Genomic DNA, 15,052 nt, shown 5'->3' with positions numbered 1-15,052 from the left:
TCTATTCATTATGGTAAAGCGTGTTAGGTTAACCTTGCTGATCACGACGGTGCTGGCGGCGATCGTTCCGTGCGTGTTGGATCAGGTGCTACGGGGCATATTTGATTCCACTTCCTTGCTGATCGCCGGAATTTCCGTGGCGGTGGCCATTGCGGCCGCTTGGGTAACGGTCCGGATGATCGCCGTTCCGCTGGACCGGCTGAGCGAAGCGACACAGCGCATTAGCGAAGGGGATCTTACAAGACGCGTGGAGTTCGTGAACCGGAAAGATGAAATCGGGGTGCTTGCCAATCATTTTCAGCGCATGGTGGACAACCTGAACGAGATGATCGTGAGCGTGCGGGAAACGGCAAACCAGGTTACCTTTTCGGCGGAGCAGCTTTCGGCCGGAGCGGGGCAAACGACCAAGGCGATTGAGCACGTGACCGTGGCGATTCAGGAGATGGCGACCGGAAGCGAGCAGCAATTGCAGAAGGTCGAAGCCGGTGCGGACGGTGTGGAGGAAATGTCGCGTCAGGTGATCACGATTTCCGACCACATCCGGACGGTCACGGAAACGATGGAGCAGACGAACGGTGTTGCCGAGGAAGGGAACGCTTCCGTACTTAGAGTGGTGGAAAAAATCGAGCATATCCAGCAAACGGTTGAACAACTAGGGTCCGTTATTCATACCCTGGGCGAGCAGACGCAAAATATCGGGGGAATCGTAGAGGTCATAGCCGGAATTGCCCAGCAGACGAATTTGCTGGCGCTGAACGCCTCGATCGAAGCGGCTCGGGCCGGAGAAGAGGGGCGGGGATTCGCGGTTGTCGCCTCCGAAGTGCGGAAGCTGGCCGAAGGTTCGGAGCAATCGGCCCAGCAGATCGCGGAGCTGATCGCCGGCATTCAGGGTGAAATGGAGCGTGCGGTTCAATCAATGGAGAACGCCAAGCAGGGGGTCGAGGAAGGAATCATCGCCGTCGACACCTCCGGGCGCTCCTTCTCGCGGATCCGTAAAGCGGTTCGCGGCGCCGCCGCGAAGATGGAAGGCGTGGCCGGAGCCGCCAAGGAACTGGCGTTGGGGGCCGGCAAAGTCACGGAATCGATCAAGGACATCCGGCTCATTTCCGAGGAAGCGGCCGGAAATACGCAGACGATTTCGGCAGCCGCCGAACAGCAGCTGGCCTCTATCGAGGAAGTTGCCTCTTCTTCCGCCGATTTGACCCGGATGGCGGAACAGCTTAAGGGGCAGTTGGACAAGTTTACCGTCCGAAAACAATAGAGGTAGTTCAAAAAGTCATCTTTTGAAGATATAAGAAAGAATGGACGTCGGAGCCTCAGCTTCCTTATATCGCAAGAAAAACAACCGCTAAACGCGGTCTGGCTTCCTAGAATGTACATCGATAGATGTTTTTCTTATCACGAAGTAATGCTATGGAGCTTATTCGGCATCGAATCTTGAATTCAGCCGGGCCAAGCATACGCTTAGCGTTTTGAAAAAACGCACTTCGAAAGCATACACTTCGGTGCTGAAAACCTGACTTTTTGAACTTGCACTAATTTTTGAATACCGCGTTAAAAGTTGTCCAATAGGTCATGCCAACCTATCGGGCAACTTTTTTTCTTTTCCTGCGGCTACATAATATTCCCAGAATGGTACATTCTACATCTTGTTAACGATGAACAGTTGACCGCAGGGAGTGGTGTTGCAGTGAAGGAGAAAGTCAGCCGCGATCTGGCGAAAAACACGAAAACCGTCAAAAAAGTATTTCAGGACTGCTCGGACGTCATTTACCGCGAGGTCCAGTTAACGGATTACATTAAGGGACTGCTCGTTTACATCGAAGGGATTATCAAAGTGGAGGACGTGCAGGAGCATATTCTTCGTCCCGTCATCCAGGGGCTGGCCGGCGCCTTGCCGGACAATCCATACCCCCTTTCGTTTAAACGGGTTTCCATCAGCCAAACCGATGCGAGCTCCGACTGGGAAAAAGTCATTAATGCCGTGCTGACGTCGAATGTGGTCGTTTTTATTCAAGGGATGGATGAGGCGCTCCTGTTCAACGCGAAGGGCGGTTCGCGCCGGAGCGTTCAGGAGCCGCAGACCGAGGCGGTGATTCGCGGACCGCGCGAAGGCTTCACCGAATCGCTGCGGATCAATACCGCGCTGATCCGCTTCAAAATCAAGACGGAGAAGCTGAAGCTGATCGACATGGTGATCGGCAAGGTGACAAAGACGGATGTAGCCATGGCGTATATCGAAAACATCGCCGAAGACCAGTTGATTAACGATGTGAAGAAGCGGCTCGAGGCGATTGATATCGATGGGATCCTGGAGACGGGATATATCGAGGAATGGATCGAAGATAATCCGTCGTCGCCGTTTCCCCAATTGCAGTATACGGAAAGGCCGGATACCGTAGCCGCCCAGCTCCTGGAGGGCAGAGTGGCGATCTTCGTGGACGGTACGCCGTTTGCGCTGATCGCTCCGGTTACTCTGTGGCAGATGCTGCAGGCCAGCGAGGACTATTACGAGCGGTTTTTTATCAGCAATATGATCCGCTGGATCCGTATTTTTTTCCTGTGCGTAGCCCTGTTTCTGCCGGCATTGTACATCGCCGTGACGACGTTTCATCAGGATATGCTGCCGTCGACGCTCATTCTGAGCGTTGCCGCCGCCCGGGAAGCGATCCCGTTTCCCGCTCTGGTCGAGGCCTTCATTATGGAAATTTCGTTTGAAGCGCTGCGCGAAGCCGGAATTCGGCTGCCGAAAACCGTGGGACAAGCCGTCAGCATATTAGGGGCGCTGGTCATCGGCCAAGCCGCGGTGCAGGCCGGGATCGTCTCGGCTCCGATGGTCATCGTGGTGTCGCTCACCGGCATCGCCTCATTTACGATTCCGCGGTTCAGCTTGGCTGTCACCATCCGCATGCTCCGCTTTCCGATCATGATATTGGCCGGCATTTTCGGATTGTTTGGCATTGTGATCGGCATGGTCTGGGTTATCGTGCACCTGACGCAATTAAAATCGTTTGGTGTTCCATATATGGCCGGGGTCGCTCCTTACCGGCCCGACGACATGAAGGATATCTTCAGCCGCGTCCCAATATGGAAAATGAAAAAACGGCCGCCTGCCGATGCCCCGGACAATCTCCGGAGAATCGGCAAAACCCGGCAGCTGGGCAATGATACCACCGAGGGATGGTGAGCAAGGTGAGCCGAAGAACGCCATGCTTCTTATTGACGTTGGTGTTGGTTCCCTTCGTGCTGACCGGCTGCTGGGACCGGATTGAAGTAAACGACATCGCTTTCGTGCTCGGGTCTTCGACCGATAAGGAAGGTGGCCTCATCCGTTCAACGGTTCAGATCGCCCTCCCCAGTTCATTAGGCGGAGCGGGAAGCGAGGGGGGCGGGGGCGGCACATCCGGGAGCAAAACATTTCTGATGCTGTCCAAAAGCGCCGAAACGATGTATGTGGCGAATAAGGAGATGCAAAACAGCTTGTCCCGGGTGCTCAACTATTCCCACCGCCGGGTAACGTTGTTCGGCGAGGAGTTTGCCCGGTCTGGGATCGGCGAACAGATCGACAACTTGGCCCGTTTCCCGCAAAACCGGCTGACCACCTACGTTGTTGTTACTCGCGGTCCCGCCTACAAAGTGCTGGGGGCGGACGCCCCGATTGAACAGAATCCCTCCGAGATGGTTCGGGAAATCGCCAAGTCGGGAATGAAGGCCCCGATGAGCGTGCAAAAGCTGTCCAATCAACTGCTGACGGAAGGGATCGACCCCGCGATTCCGGTCGTTACCCTGGGGGAAAGCGCTCCGGAAAAAGTCGGCAACAGTCAAAGCCTCGTTCGGCTGGACGGGCTTGGCGTCTTTCGCACAGACAAACTGGTCGGCTTCTTGGATGTGAAGGAAGCAGCGCTGGCGCTGCTGGCCATGAACGAAGCGATCAACCCCAAAGTCAGCGTTCCGTATGCAGGCGGCGGACCCAACCAAATGATCAGTATCAGCCTTAACGAAACGAATACCAGGATCCGGACCCGCCTGAAAAACTCCCAAATTACAGCGGACATCTATATCCAGGCGAAAGGGCTGCTCGTGGAAAATACGTCGAACGCGAACCTGGAATCCACCATGATGGGCAAATTGGAAAAGCAATGCAATGACTTTGTAGCGGAAGGCGTTCACGAGGTGGCGGACAAACTGCTGAAGGAGTACCGTTCGGACGTATTCGGGCTGGGCAACACCTTCCATAACACCTACCCGTCGGAATGGGAAAAAGTCCATAACCGCTGGAACGATATGCTTCCGGAGATCAAAGTTCGCGTGCACTCCCATGTGCATCTGGAAAATACCGGCGAATTGATCAATTCGCTTGGCGTAAGGGAGGATCGGCTCCGCAATGATTGAGGTGCTGCTGATAATACTCATGGCCTTCAGCGTATGGCGGGACCAAGAAGCTATGAGGAAAGAGCCACCGATAAACCGGTGGTTTTCCTACGGCATGATGGCCGTCTCCTTCGGCATCCTGCTCTATACCACGCTGTCGCCCCAGATTTTTTTTCCAAGCGAGTGGCTGGGCAGGATCCTCCGGCCGCTTGTGCCTTTTCCGTAAGAGGTAGTTCAACTTTCTCCACCTGAAAATTTAAAGGAGAGGCATGGTATGAAAAAAATAACGAAGCGGCAAATCATGCTGCTTTGCATGCTGTATATCAGTTCCCTGTCGTATTTACAGACGTTTTCTCCCATGGCGAATGTGGCCCGGCAGCATGCCGCTGTCTCCTTCATCCTAAGCGGCGGGCTTTGCGTGTTGTCCCTGTGGTTGCTGTCGGCGGCACGGGGGCGGTTTCCCGGCAAAAATCTGATGCAGGCGATCGTGGAGCGGTTTCCGGTGAACGGCAGGGTTCTGTTGGCAATGTACCTCCTCTTTTTTCTGTTCATCGCCGCCAGAGATATCCGCATCCTTGCCGATTTTACGAATTCGGTGCTGCTGAACCGGACGCCGATTTTGATTTTGGGGCTCATGATCACCGCCACGGCCGTCTATATTTCGCAGGGGGGGATCCGGGCTTTCCTCGGGATTAGCGAGATCTACGTGCCTATCATGATCGCTGTTCTGACTATCGTCAGCATCTTCATGTTAAGGAATGTGCATATCAATTACATGATTCCTTATTTTTCTTTCGATTGGCTGGGCATCGCCAAAGGGGCGTGGTACGCGGCCCCCTATTTGGGAGAAGTCATCGCGTTGCCGTTAGTCATTTCGGGGAAATCTTATCGCACCTCTGCCGGGCTTACCGGGTTGATTGTGGCCACGTTATTTCTATTCGGCATCCTGCTTTTGACCGAATTGGTCATGGGGGTGCCGCTGACCGGCAAATTAACGCATTCCGGATACGAGCTTATCCGGCAATTGCAGATCACCGATTTCATGGACCGGTTTGATCTGCTTGTCGTCGGACTTTGGTATCCGACGGCGCTCGGCAAGATCGGCTTCGACATCTATGTGCTGTGTTATTTAATGCAGATGGTCGTGCCGAAATTATCCGGCCGCCTTATGACGGCTCCCGCCGGCGCGCTTGCGTTTGTGTGCTCCATCTGGTTTTTCAAAAACGCCCTGCAGCAATTCAACTTCAACTATGTATGGCCGCTGGTGGCGCTGATCTTCGAACTGGTGCTGCCGATCGTGTTGTTCGCCGCGTTATGGCCGCGAAAGGTCAAACCGAAATCAGGCTGACGCGCAGGTCACGGGATTTACTTCCTCTCCCCGGTCGTATAAGCTGGAAATAGAAAGATGGGCTGATTTTGGGGAGGTAGACTATGGCGAGGAGATTGGAAGGGAAAAGAATCGCATTGACGGGCCCCCGCCGGGCGGAGGAACTGGGCAAGCTGGTGGAAAACCTCGGCGGAATTCCGCTGTATCGGCCGGCGCAGGGAACGGTCCTGCTGGACGACGTGGACCTTCGGAACGGGATTGTGGCTTGGGTGGAGAATCCGCCGGACTGGTCGATCTTCACGACCGGCATGGGGCTGGATGCCGTGTTTGACATGGCCGAGGATATGGGGGTGGCCCAGCAGCTATGGGATAACCTTAGCGTGAATTCCATTGCCGCCCGGGGGTACAAAACGGCAAATGCCCTCAAAAAACGGCAGTTGACGCCGCTTGTCCGGGATGACGACGGCAGCACGGAAGGGCTGATCCGCGGACTGGCGGCTCATGACTTCACGGGGAAAAACGTGATGCTGCAGCTGCACGGCGACCCCGCCCCGCGGCTGGTTGCCTGGCTGGAGGAGCAGGGAGCAAGCTGCCGTCAGGTTTTGCCGTACCGCCACATTTCGCCGCCGGAAGAAGCGCTGGAAGAACTGCTCGCCGACATCGTGGGGGGAGAGGTGGACGCCGTAACGTTTACGAGCGGGCCGCAGGTCCGTTTTCTCATGGAGCATGCGGAGAAGCGGGGGCGGCTTCAGGCGCTGATGCAGGCGCTGGAGGGGCCGGTGCTGGCCGTCGCCGTAGGCAAGGTGACGGCCGCCGGGCTGCGGGAGGCCGGCGTTCCGCGGGTGCTGGCTCCGAAGGAGGAGCGAATGGGCAGTATGATCGTCGAATTGGCGCGGTATTATGCCGGAGACGCCGCGCTATGATGCAGTACAGATAAGCAATATCCAAACCTATGAAGGAAAGGATGATTGGTTATGAGCGATTTGTTGAAAAAGGCGATTTCCTTAGGTTGGGGCCTTACCGTCGTGAGCAAGGAAAAGATCGAAGGGGTCGTGGACGAGCTGGTGAAGCGCGGCGAATTGGCTCCTTCGGAGTCGAAGCAGCTGGTGGAGAAGCTGATCGATAAAGGCGCCGAGGAGCAGGGAAGATTCAAGGAACTCGTTAACGAACAGGTGAGATCCGCGCTTCAAACCATGGGGCTCGCTTCAGCTAAAGAGGTGGAAGAGCTGACCCGCCGGGTGGCCGAACTGGAACTGAAGCTCGCCGAGCTGCAGCAGCCGTAGCTCATGGGCAGCTTTGTCCGTCATAACGGGAGGTACCGGGAAATCGCCATGGCGCTGGTGCGCCATGGCTTTGGGTATATGGCCGAAGAGATCGGACTAACCCGGCTCATCCGGGTTCCGCTGCGGCGGTTTCGCAAGGCGGAGCCTCCGGGAACCCGGACTTTGGCCGAGCGAATCCGGCTGGTGCTGGAGGAGCTCGGGCCCACCTTTATTAAGGCCGGGCAACTGGCCAGCACGCGCTCCGATTTGCTTCCGGAACCGATCGTCCTGGAGCTTGTCAAGCTTCAGGATCAGGTGCCGCCTTTTTCCGCCGAAGAAGCGAAGGCGATTTTGGAGCAGGAGATGCAGATGCCAATCGGGGAGCTGCTGGCCAGCTTCGACGAGACGCCGCTGGCCGCCGCGTCGATCGGGCAGGTTCACCGGGCGCGGCTGACGAGCGGCGAGCGGGTTGCCGTCAAGATTCAGCGTCCCGGCGTCATTCCGCTCGTCGAGCGCGACCTGGACATTCTGAAGCATTTGACGGCGCTGGCGAATAAACGGTGGTCCTGGGTTTCCCAGTATCAAATCCCGCAGATGGTCGAGGAATTTTCGCGGTCGATCCGGGCCGAGCTGGACTACAGCCATGAAGGGCGGAACATGGAGAAAATCCGCCGGCAATTCAAGGAAGGGGAAGGGATCTACATCCCCGGGGTTTATTGGCACTACACGACGTCCAAGGTGCTGACGATGGACTTTGTCGACGGTGTGCATTTGAACCGGCTGAACGGGCGGGCGGCAGTCCGCTTCGACCGGAAGACGATAGCCCAGCGCCTTGTGGATGCTCTGCTTCGGCAAATTTTTGAAGGCGGCTTTTTTCACGCGGACCCCCATCCCGGCAATTTGCTTGTGACGGAGCGAGGGGATTTGGCGTTTATCGATTTCGGCATGGTCGGCCGGCTCAGCAGCGATATGAAGGACCATCTCTCCTCGCTGGTGATCGCCTTGATGCGGCGCAGCACCGAAGGCATGGTGCGGGCGATCTTACGCATGGGGCTGGTGGATGACGCCGCCGATACGGCCGGGCTGCGCCTGGACCTGGAGCGGCTGCGGGACAGGTATTACGATATCCCTTTTGCCGAAATTCAGGTCGGTCAAGCGTTAAACGATCTGTTTATGACCGCCAGGCGCCACCGGGTCACCCTGCCCGCCGATCTGCTGCTGCTCGGGAAAGCGCTGCTCACGGTGGAAGGCGTGGCGCTAAGCCTTGATCCGAACCTGCGCATTCTCGACATGGCCGAGCCGTTCGGGCGCAAGCTGCTGCGGGAGAAGTACGGGTCGCGCCGGCTCACGAAGAGGCTGGTCGAAGGGGCGGCCGAATTGACCGATTCTTTGGTCGACCTGCCGCGGCAAGTGCGACGGTTGTCGGCGATGTTCGCCAAAGGGAAAATCAAGATGGAGATGGACGTTCCGGAGATGGGGCAGTTCCTCCGCAAGCTGGATCAAATCAGCAACCGGCTGTCATTCAGCATCGTTCTCCTTTCGTTCAGCATCATCATGGTCGGCTTGATCGTCGGCTCATCCCTGACGAGGCGCCCTACGCTGCTGTGGAACTTTCCGGCCATCGAAATCGGCTTCATCGTGGCGCTGCTGATGTTCCTGTGGCTGCTTTATTCGATCTTCCGTTCGGGGAGGTTTTAGCTCGCCGTCCCGCGGATCGTCTGTTACAATAAGAAGGCTGTTGCCCCAAACCGGCAACTGTTAAATCGTTATTGAACTGGATATGGGATTAACCGGATGGCTTTATCCTAGGAATATGAGGTGAATTTGTTGACGACTTTTGAAAACCTGGGCCTTTCGCCCGCCCTGCTTCGCAGGCTGCAGGAACAAGGCATCGCGAACCCGACCCCGGTGCAGGCGGCGGCGATCCCGGTGCTGATGGCCGGGGAGGACGCGATCGTGCAGGCGCAGACCGGCACGGGCAAAACGCTCGCTTTTCTGCTGCCGATTCTGGAGAACATCCGTGTAGACAAGCCGGAGGCCCAGGCGCTGATCATCACCCCGACCCGGGAACTGGCGCTGCAGATTACGGCGGAGGCCCGCAAACTGGCGGCAGCGCGGGAAGGGTTGTCGCTGCTGGCCGCCTACGGCGGGCAGGATGTGGAACGGCAGCTGCGCAAGCTAAAGGGCGGCGCCCAGCTTGTCATCGGAACCCCCGGCCGGCTGCTCGATCACTTGCGGCGCGGCTCGCTGACGCTTGGCGCCGTGCGGATGCTGGTGCTCGACGAAGCGGATCAAATGCTGCATATGGGCTTTTTGGCCGAGGTGGAAGAGATCATATTGCAGGTGCCGCGGAGCCGTCAGACGATGCTGTTCTCGGCGACGATGCCCGATCGTGTGAAGCGGTTGGCCCGCACGTACATGGACCGTCCGCAGGATATCCGCGTTGCGGAAACGCCGCGTGTGACCTTGGACAGCATCCGGCAGATTTTGGTGGAATGCACGGACCGGACCAAGCAGGCCGCGCTGATCGAGCAAATCCGCGGGGATCGGCCGTATTTGGCGGTGATCTTTTGCCGGACGAAGCGGCGGGCGAGCAAGCTGAACGAGGCGCTGCAGGAAGCCGGCTTCAAATCGGATGAGCTGCATGGCGATCTGTCGCAGGCGAAACGCGAGCAGGTGATGCGGGCTTTCCGCGAGGCGAAGCTGGAGCTGCTGGTGGCCACGGATGTAGCGGCGCGCGGCATCGATGTCGAAGGAGTCACGCATGTGTTCAACTACGACATCCCGCATGACGTGGACGGCTACATCCACCGCATCGGGCGGACCGGCCGCGCCGGGCAGGAAGGCGTAGCCGTCACGTTTGCGGCGCCGAAGGACATGGAGGCGCTGCGCCTGATCGAGCGGGGCATCGCCCGCAAGCTGGAGCGGCAGCGTTATGCTGCGGGCGGCGCGGGCAGCGGAGCCGCCAGGGACTCCGCCGGCGGCCGGCAAGGCGCGGCCCTGGCGAAGGAAACGCCGCGCCGCGCGAAGCACGGCGGCGCGAAGCGTGCGCCCGGCCGCCCGGGCCGCGAAGCGGCGGGCGGGCGCGGGCGCGCAGCCGGCGACGGCGGGGCGCCGGCCCGGGGAAGCCGCGGCGAAGGGAAACGCCGCGGCGAGAAGGCGCACGCGCAGCGCGGCTCCGGCGGAGGCGCTGCGCGCGCGCAAGGGCAGGGCCGCCGCGGCGAAGCCGGACGCGGCGGCGGGCGCGGGCGCCGGGGGCGGTAGCCCGGCGCCGTCGTTATTTTCCATGCAACTTATTGCTTGAGATTTTCGTTAAATTTATAGATTCAATATGGGGAGGAACCAGGATGTACAGCAAGAAGGGCACGCTGACGGCTGCCATCGCCCTAATGGTGGCGGCGGCGCTTTTTACGGGCTGCGGAAATAAAGAAGCGGGTGCGCCGCAAGCTTCGTCTCCGGGGACGGAGAACGCCGCAGAGGCCAACGGCGGGGCAGCCGCCGGGGGGAACGACGCTGCGGGAGCCGAAACCGGAGATAACGGCGCAGCGAATCCTGATGACAACGCGAATAGCCCGGCTGATTCCGGGGCGGCGGATGCAGGCGCGGGGAACGGGCCGGTAAATTCCGGCACGGACACGGACAGCGGTCAAAGCGTGGATACGGCGGCGGCCTCCGATCCATACAGCAGTGCCGTACTGATTAACAAGCAGTTTGCCCTGCCGGATGATTATGAACCGAAGGATCTCGTATATCCCGATGTCCGGTTTACATTCAAAGAAAAAATCGAAAAGCGGATGATGCGCAAAGAGGCGGCGGAGGCTTTGGAAGAGTTGTTTGCCGGCGCCGAGAAGGACGGCATCTATCTCGCCGGCGTATCCGCGTATCGTTCGCACAGCACGCAGACCGCTTTGTTTAACCGTTACGTGAAGAAAGACGGCGAGGAAAAAGCCAAAACCTACAGCGCCGTTCCCGGCCATAGCGAGCATGAGACGGGTTTGGCGATCGACGTTTCGGGCAGCGACGGCAAATGCGCGGCGGAGAGCTGCTTCGGCGATACGAAGGAAGCGGCTTGGCTGGCCGATCATGTGACGGAATACGGCTTTATTATCCGTTATCCGGAAGGCAAAGAGGACATTACCGGGTATAAATACGAACCATGGCACCTCCGCTACGTCGGCAAAGAGATCGCGGCGGATATCGCCGAACGCGGCATTACGCTGGAAGAGTACTATGATGCTGTGCCGGTATCCGGTCAGTAAGAATGAATAAACAAGAAATATCGTCAAAAGGGCGCCCATCGGCGTCCTTTTCGTGTGTATCCGTCAATGTGGTCAGACTGCGATTTCTCCAACGTTCTGGTTGGAAAACTCCAATAGAATGGGAAATTGTCGGGTTATATAGTAGCTTGATTGGATTTTTCCAATAGGAGGATGTTATTCATGGTGGGGCGGATGCTATGACTGCGTGAAGCAGGGCAGGGCCGTTAAAGGGTGGAAATTTTAATTAACAGTTGACAAATGATAATGATTATCAGTATCTTTAAAGGTAAAGATGAAATATTAATGAAGGCTTGATGAAGCTGATAGTTATGATCGCATAGATGCTGAATGATGAGAAATTAACGGCTGCACACGGAAAGGAAGAGTGCCATGGTTTCATTGAAAACTTCCCATTTGGATATTGCCTATGAGGACCGCTTGATCGTCGAGGACTTGAATATTTCCATTCCGGAAGGAAAAATTACGGCGCTGGTTGGCGCCAACGGCTCCGGTAAATCCACGGTTTTAAAAACGATGGCGCGGATTTTGCAGCCGAAGGCGGGGACCGTGCTGCTGAACGGCAAATCGATTCATAAACAATCGACCCGGGAAGTCGCCAAGCAGCTGGCCATCCTGCCGCAGAACCCGACGGCGCCGGAGGGGCTGACGGTGTACGAACTGGTGTCGTACGGACGTTTTCCCCATCAAAAAGGCTTCGGCGGGTTAAAGGCGGAAGACCGTAAAATTGTCGAGTGGGCGATCGAAGCGACAAGGATGAGCGAATTTACCGACCGGGCTTTAGAACAGCTGTCCGGCGGGCAGCGTCAGCGGGCCTGGATCGCTATGGCGCTGGCCCAGGAGACCGATATTTTGTTCCTCGATGAACCGACGACCTTCCTCGACATGGCGCATCAACTGGAAGTGCTGCAGCTGCTTGAGGAATTGAACGCGGCATCGCAACGCACGATTGTGATGGTTGTGCATGACTTGAACCATGCCGCGCGCTACGCCCATTATATGATCGCGATCAAAAAGGGCCAGGCCGTGGCTTCGGGAACTCCTGAAGAGGTGGTCACTTCCCCGGTGCTGCGCGACGTGTTCGGCATTGAAGCGGATATCGTGACGGACCCTCGCAGCGGGGTGCCGCTGTGTCTTCCTTATGAGCTCTACCGCGCCGCTACCGAAGGCAAAGTTCGTCCTGCGGCCAAAGACGGGCGGGAGGAACCAGAGCGTAAAGTGGTTTCGTTCCAGTAGCTTAGCTTATGCGGCGGGAAGAAACCGGGCTGGAGGAAAAAAGAATGCCAATCGATTATGAGCTGCTTGAACTGCAATTGTGTATCGTGACGAAGGAACGCCAAGATGCTCTGCTCACGGTGCCGGCAGCCGTACTGACGGATCGTGAACGGATGGAGTCTTTTCTGAAATTTTACCAGGAGCAGATTAAGGGGCTCGACATCCAGGTTGCGGCGACTTATTTCGCCTCAGCCTGGCGGGTAATGTGCACAGCGCTGCAGTATATGCTGTCCGTAACGCCGAGCCGGCTCCGTTTTTCGCTTGAAAATATTACTGTTCAGGTTGTTGTAGTCAATCAGTTTCCGTGGGTTTATTTCGTGTTGAATGATCCGGAGGAAACGCCTTGGCCGCAAGGAGAACGGGACGCGTGGCGGGAAAATGAGCTGGGCGGATTCTACCTGGAGGTCTTGCGCCCGGTGATGGAGAGCATCGCCGCCGTATCCGGGGTGCCGCTGACGCAGCTGTGGGGGCAGATTCCGTTGGGCGTGCAGTATTACGTCCGCGCGATTGCCGGCAAGCTGGAGGATGAGGCGCAGCGCTCCCGGCTGATGGAGGATTACGACTATCTCGCCAAAGAGCTGCCTGCATCATGGTTCGGACTGAAGCGGAATCCTTTTAACGTCAAGCAGGTTTTGCTGGACGATCCTTACCGGCCGGGCGAGAAAACGCCCATGAAGCCCACCTGCTGCCTGGCCTACCGGACGGATACCGGACATGGCTATTGCTACGGCTGCCCGAAGCTGACCAAGCAGGAGAGGGAAGCGAAACGTCTCGAGATCATGGAAAAAATGGCCGCTTCCAAAGCGCAGTAACTCAACTGCTGCTGCGTGGAGCGGCTTTATTTTTTTATTAATTGAGACTCAACCTAATAATCAGTGCTTGATAGTCAAACCGGTAACCAATCGTGGCAAGAAATACCGGAAGGGTGTTGAAAGCTTGAGGACAGGGAAAGCCGGTGGGTTGGTCGGCAGGATCAACATCCGCTGGCCAGACGCTTTGCACGATTATCCCGTTTGATCAGGAAACAGAGAAGAAGATACACATTCAGGAGAAGGATATAAATTTGAGAGAAGCGGATATATTCGGGGTAAACATACATGTTCGAGATCATTAGGCCGGTTTAGAAGAAAGAGGTCTAGGAGAAGGGAAGCAGACTTGACGGGAGGGATAGGGCAAGACACCGGAAAAAATGAAAAGACCGTGATCTTACAGCAGCCTGAATCCGTTTGCAGCAACGTCTGTACCGTTCAAGCATTTCTATTAGGCTGCAGCCGCAATGGGCTGATTCGGTTGGCGCGCGATCAGCCGGCGGTAAGGAATTGCCGGAATTGACACACACATAAGCAGTAACTTCTGCCGCATCGTTTCTTCCGCTCCGAGCAAGCGCAGCCGGCGGCGTCCGGTGTACTCGTTCAGGTACGCCTGCAGATGCTTCAGTCCCAAGGCTCCATACGTACTCTTCAGTGATTCCCATGCCTCTCTCACCACTTTCCGCAAGGGCGCATACAGTCGAAATGCTAGAGGAAACGACTGCACCGCCGATGTACGGACATCCACATGCCCGTTGATGAACGCGGCGAGTTCGTGACGGTTTGCCCTTTGTCCGTCTCCTCTCTTATGCGGCACCAGGCGGATTTTGACCTGCTCCGGCTCGCCCGACTCCGTGACCGTGCATCCCGCTACTACCGCCGAGGCATACGGATGCGGAAACTGACACCGGGACGGATTACACCCATACAGATCGCTGTTCACCTTCACGTCTCCGCAGAGCAGCTCCCGGGCATCGATCTCTAGGGCGGCATGGCGTATTTTGTGCAGCAGCAACCAGGCGGTTTTGTAGGTGACTCGGATCACCTGGCTCAGCCGTATCGCCGAGATGCCGTCCTCAAGCAAGAACAACTCCAGCGCATTGAACCACTTGAGCAGGGGCAGATGCGTTCCTTCAAAAATCGTGCCGATTAAAGCCGATGTTTGATGCTTGCACTTTCCGCACTCGAACAAGGGGATATGCCGGGAGGTCAGACGGCTGCACCGGGTGTGAGCGCAGCGCGGGCAGACGAAGCCGTTTGGCCACTTCATCGCGATTAGCGCCTCCATGCAGTCCTGCTCGCTGTGGTAACGGCTGCTGAATGGTTGAAGCTCCGTTCCCGCATTGGCTTCCATATCCGCTCACCTCCCAAATCAAGAATTTACGTACATATGTTCTTTTTATTTAATTTTACCAAACATATGTTCCATTTTCAAGCCAAAAATCCACCCAAACCGCTTCATTTATTTCTTATCTCTTCTTTTCATTATCCCGCACACTAGCCCCCACACCCCCAGTCCCCTGAACGAAGGGGATAATCGTGCAAGGCGGCATGCAGAGGCACCAAAACACCAAGACACGAACGCTATACACAGCCACCTCAGAGCCGAAGTCATAATTTAATTCGTCAAGCAATGATCTCGGTTTTGAGCCTTGACTAAAATTGTGAATATTTAAAAAACTTCTTTTTACCTCTTGCAATGTGAAAAATGTCACACTATAATATAAGACA

13 protein-coding genes are annotated in these 15,052 nt (G+C 56.7%); 12 read left to right on the top strand and 1 reads right to left on the bottom strand.

All coding sequences use genetic code 11. The annotated features are described in order from the left end of the window. The first annotated feature begins 10 nt into the window (after positions 1–10). The 12 genes from EHV15_RS05550 (at position 11) to EHV15_RS05495 (ending at position 13,324) form a co-directional block, all read left to right on the top strand. Entirely contained in the window at positions 11–1,261 is a 1,251-nt protein-coding gene (locus tag EHV15_RS05550) for a methyl-accepting chemotaxis protein (protein ID WP_128630367.1), read from the top strand. 429 nt (positions 1,262–1,690) lie between these two features. After that, positions 1,691–3,187, top strand: coding sequence for a spore germination protein (locus EHV15_RS05545; protein ID WP_246061333.1), 1,497 nt, complete (start codon positions 1,691–1,693; stop codon positions 3,185–3,187). Positions 3,188–3,192: 5 nt separating this feature from the next. After that, complete coding sequence (locus EHV15_RS05540) at positions 3,193–4,392, top strand: Ger(x)C family spore germination protein (RefSeq protein WP_178075772.1); 1,200 nt, start codon at positions 3,193–3,195, stop codon at positions 4,390–4,392. Beyond that, complete coding sequence (locus tag EHV15_RS05535; protein WP_128630365.1) at positions 4,385–4,597, top strand: hypothetical protein; 213 nt, start codon at positions 4,385–4,387, stop codon at positions 4,595–4,597. The genes EHV15_RS05540 and EHV15_RS05535 overlap by 8 nt, the downstream gene beginning before the upstream one ends. A gap of 48 nt (positions 4,598–4,645) precedes the next feature. Continuing rightward, on the top strand, positions 4,646–5,719 hold the full coding sequence (locus EHV15_RS05530; RefSeq protein WP_128630364.1) for a GerAB/ArcD/ProY family transporter: 1,074 nt from the start codon (positions 4,646–4,648) through the stop codon (positions 5,717–5,719). An 83-nt stretch (positions 5,720–5,802) separates the two neighbouring features. Continuing rightward, entirely contained in the window at positions 5,803–6,621 is an 819-nt protein-coding gene (locus EHV15_RS05525; RefSeq protein WP_128630363.1) for a uroporphyrinogen-III synthase, read from the top strand. A gap of 51 nt (positions 6,622–6,672) precedes the next feature. Further along, positions 6,673–6,981: a phasin family protein gene (locus EHV15_RS05520; protein ID WP_128630362.1), complete on the top strand. Its 309-nt coding sequence runs from the start codon at positions 6,673–6,675 to the stop codon at positions 6,979–6,981. Positions 6,982–6,984: 3 nt separating this feature from the next. After that, positions 6,985–8,658: an ABC1 kinase family protein gene (locus EHV15_RS05515; protein ID WP_128630361.1), complete on the top strand. Its 1,674-nt coding sequence runs from the start codon at positions 6,985–6,987 to the stop codon at positions 8,656–8,658. Between the two features lie 129 nt (positions 8,659–8,787). Then, positions 8,788–10,224, top strand: a complete 1,437-nt coding sequence (locus tag EHV15_RS05510) for a DEAD/DEAH box helicase (protein WP_128630360.1) — start codon at positions 8,788–8,790, stop codon at positions 10,222–10,224. Positions 10,225–10,307: 83 nt separating this feature from the next. Next, entirely contained in the window at positions 10,308–11,219 is a 912-nt protein-coding gene (locus EHV15_RS05505) for a M15 family metallopeptidase (RefSeq protein WP_128630359.1), read from the top strand. Positions 11,220–11,609: 390 nt separating this feature from the next. Further along, entirely contained in the window at positions 11,610–12,473 is an 864-nt protein-coding gene (locus EHV15_RS05500) for an ABC transporter ATP-binding protein (protein WP_128630358.1), read from the top strand. A 44-nt stretch (positions 12,474–12,517) separates the two neighbouring features. After that, positions 12,518–13,324, top strand: coding sequence for a hypothetical protein (locus tag EHV15_RS05495; protein WP_128630357.1), 807 nt, complete (start codon positions 12,518–12,520; stop codon positions 13,322–13,324). 448 nt (positions 13,325–13,772) lie between these two features. Here EHV15_RS05495 and EHV15_RS05490 read toward each other — a convergent pair whose 3' ends face one another. Further along, on the bottom strand, positions 13,773–14,675 hold the full coding sequence (locus EHV15_RS05490; protein ID WP_128630356.1) for a transposase: 903 nt from the start codon (positions 14,673–14,675) through the stop codon (positions 13,773–13,775). Positions 14,676–15,052 lie beyond the last annotated feature (377 nt).

Source organism: Paenibacillus oralis (assembly GCF_003863965.1).
Classification (GTDB): domain Bacteria; phylum Bacillota; class Bacilli; order Paenibacillales; family Paenibacillaceae; genus Fontibacillus; species Fontibacillus oralis.
The sequence above is the reverse complement of the archived record's forward strand: the minus strand, read 5'-3'. Positions and strand labels throughout refer to the sequence as shown.